General features: G+C 61.9%; 3 protein-coding genes and 1 pseudogene. All 4 read right to left on the minus strand.

Annotation, left to right across the window (positions count from 1 at the left end):
- A pseudogene (locus BGIM_RS66060) lies at positions 1 to 871 on the minus strand (DUF3987 domain-containing protein); the annotation flags it as partial.
- Positions 868 to 1,242: a hypothetical protein gene (locus BGIM_RS0130190; protein WP_020473409.1), complete on the minus strand. Its 375-nt coding sequence runs from the start codon at positions 1,240 to 1,242 to the stop codon at positions 868 to 870. The pseudogene BGIM_RS66060 and the gene BGIM_RS0130190, both read right to left, overlap by 4 nt.
- Before the next feature lie 4 nt (positions 1,243 to 1,246).
- Entirely contained in the window at positions 1,247 to 1,840 is a 594-nt protein-coding gene (locus BGIM_RS67325; RefSeq protein WP_261339994.1) for an ISAs1 family transposase, read from the minus strand.
- Positions 1,731 to 2,063 (minus strand): ISAs1 family transposase (locus BGIM_RS67880; RefSeq protein ID WP_157369573.1); only part of this gene is annotated, 333 nt, incomplete at its 5' end. The genes BGIM_RS67880 and BGIM_RS67325, both read right to left, overlap by 110 nt.

Here is a 2,063-nt window from a genome sequence, read left to right on the forward strand (position 1 = left end):
TGCTGGCGCATCTTGCCGCAAACTTGAGCGAGTTGTGAATGCGTCCGATCATGCAGGCTCGCTCGTCTTTGGGAATTTGGCCTCCGAAGGGAAGGCTTTTTGAACGCCGCACGGCCGCGTACATAAACCGATTGGCAAAACCGTTCGCCATGTCAACGGCGTTGAGTTCCCGCCGGAGTTCGTCGGGGGTGATGTGCCCGATCACCGAAATGTGCGGTTCTTGGCATCGCGTTGGTTTTTTAGTCAGCGAACCGATGGGAACCCCGTCCCAAGCATCTCGCAGAATGCCGCTCAGGATGTTGCCTTGTCGCTGAGTGGTCTTCAAGACCGAGCCGAACTCCCCGCCAGCCGCGAGAAGCCGTTTGTCCTCGACTCCGGGGTCTTCTTCCTCCGGCGAGTCGCTCGGGTCGCGGATGGCTTGAATCACCCCCTCGCCCGAGGACAATCCGTTGACGATGCGCTTTTCCCATTCCGGACAGGCGGCCGTGAACAAGTCTCGAACGTGGGCCAGCGACGTTCCTTTTTTTCCGGTCGCCGATTCCCCCACAAGGACCAGAAACAGATTCCCGGCATGTCTCGACGACTCGATCACCGAATGGGGGTTTCTTCCCATCGCGCTCCCGAACATCACAAGGGATTGCGTCAGAATCGCCACCGGGTCGGATTCCGAATGCGGATCGATCATGCGGGCGATGTCTCCGGCCAGCCCGTGGTATGCGCTCGGGTCGGGAACTTCCGGGAACGGCATCCCGGAAGGCGTCACCCCGCCAATGTTCGGGAGTTCGGAACGCGGAGCGGCGGGTTTGGCCTCTTGGCGTGAGGTCGGGGCCAGCATTCCTTGAAGTTCCTCATCAATTCGCTTCTTGCTCATCGCTGGCCTCCCGTGAGCATCCGGCCGAGAACGCGCATTCCCGCCCGGAGTTCCTCAATGTCGGCCTTCGTGGCCACCCGGTCGGCGAGAAGTTCCATCACCACGCCGGGAAGCGTGCTGTCGGCCAGCAACAACGAACTGCGAAACCCGAAACAGAGGTCAGCCACCGAGTCGGCTTTCAGCGAGTCCAGCCAGAAGCAGATGCGTGATTCTTCAAGTCGCAATCTGGCGACGGCATCCGGTTTCTCGGCGGCTTGGATATCTCGATTGACGGCTTCGAGGGCGACAAGCTGTTCCGCGTGCGCTTCTGCGTAAAGCCCTCGCATGGTCAGGGGACGCTCGACGGCAGGGCGGGCATCCAACAGGGCCATTCCGTTATTCAACGTGGGGGATGCCGATAAGCTCCCGGGCTTTTTCGGGGTGGATTTGGAGCAATTCGATGGCTTCGCGGTGGTTGTCGGCGCCACTGTCGGCCAGCAAATGGATGATGGCATTGCGCAGGGCGGCCAGCACTTGGGGAGCCGCGCCGGAACGCACCCGGCAGGCGTCTTCCAAGAACGTCACATCGCGGACGTAATGGAGCTCGTTTTCGATCTTCCAGTGATCGCGGAGGAGTTTCAGCAGGTCGGCGGCGGTCGCCTCGTCCTCGGACAGGCTCGTCACCCCGAGTTCGACTTCGACGGTTTTGACCCCCTTGATCGTCCGTTCCCGGATGATTTCAAAGCCCCGCGTCATGCCCTTCCATTTTTCATGCAGGGTCAGGATCGACGTGGTTCGCAGGGTCCGAACCTCCAGCCGTCCGTGCCCCTTGTCCGCGTGACGAACCTCGCGTTCCGGGGCGGGCGTCGGAGGAAGGTCATCAGGGGGAAGTAGCCGCCGCGATCTGTCGGGCGGCGGCCTCGAACCCGAATCCGGCCCGGATGTCCGTGCCCAGCCCCGACTGGTTGTCCTTGACCGTGAAGATGTAATCGCCCCCGGAATCAACGATTTGCTCCGCCAGATCCCGCTGGCAAAACAGGGCGTCGCCGACCACGATTTTCCCCGTCACCGGCAGGATTCCCAAGAGTTCCAGGGCCGCCTTGTGTTCGTTGGTTTTGGAGTCGACCCGGATCTGGCCCAACACCGCCTTCGCCTCATGGGCATAGGCGGCGACCAGATGTTGTCCCGGCACGTCGCCGTCCCGGCTGCCCCG

Source organism: Zavarzinella formosa DSM 19928, from assembly GCF_000255705.1.
Classification (GTDB): Bacteria; Planctomycetota; Planctomycetia; order Gemmatales; family Gemmataceae; genus Zavarzinella; species Zavarzinella formosa.

Coding starts and splice junctions, on each gene's coding strand:
- BGIM_RS0130190 (WP_020473409.1), bottom strand. CDS start 1,242: ATGGCCCTGTTGGATGCCCGCCCTGCCGTCGAGCGTCCCCTGACCATG.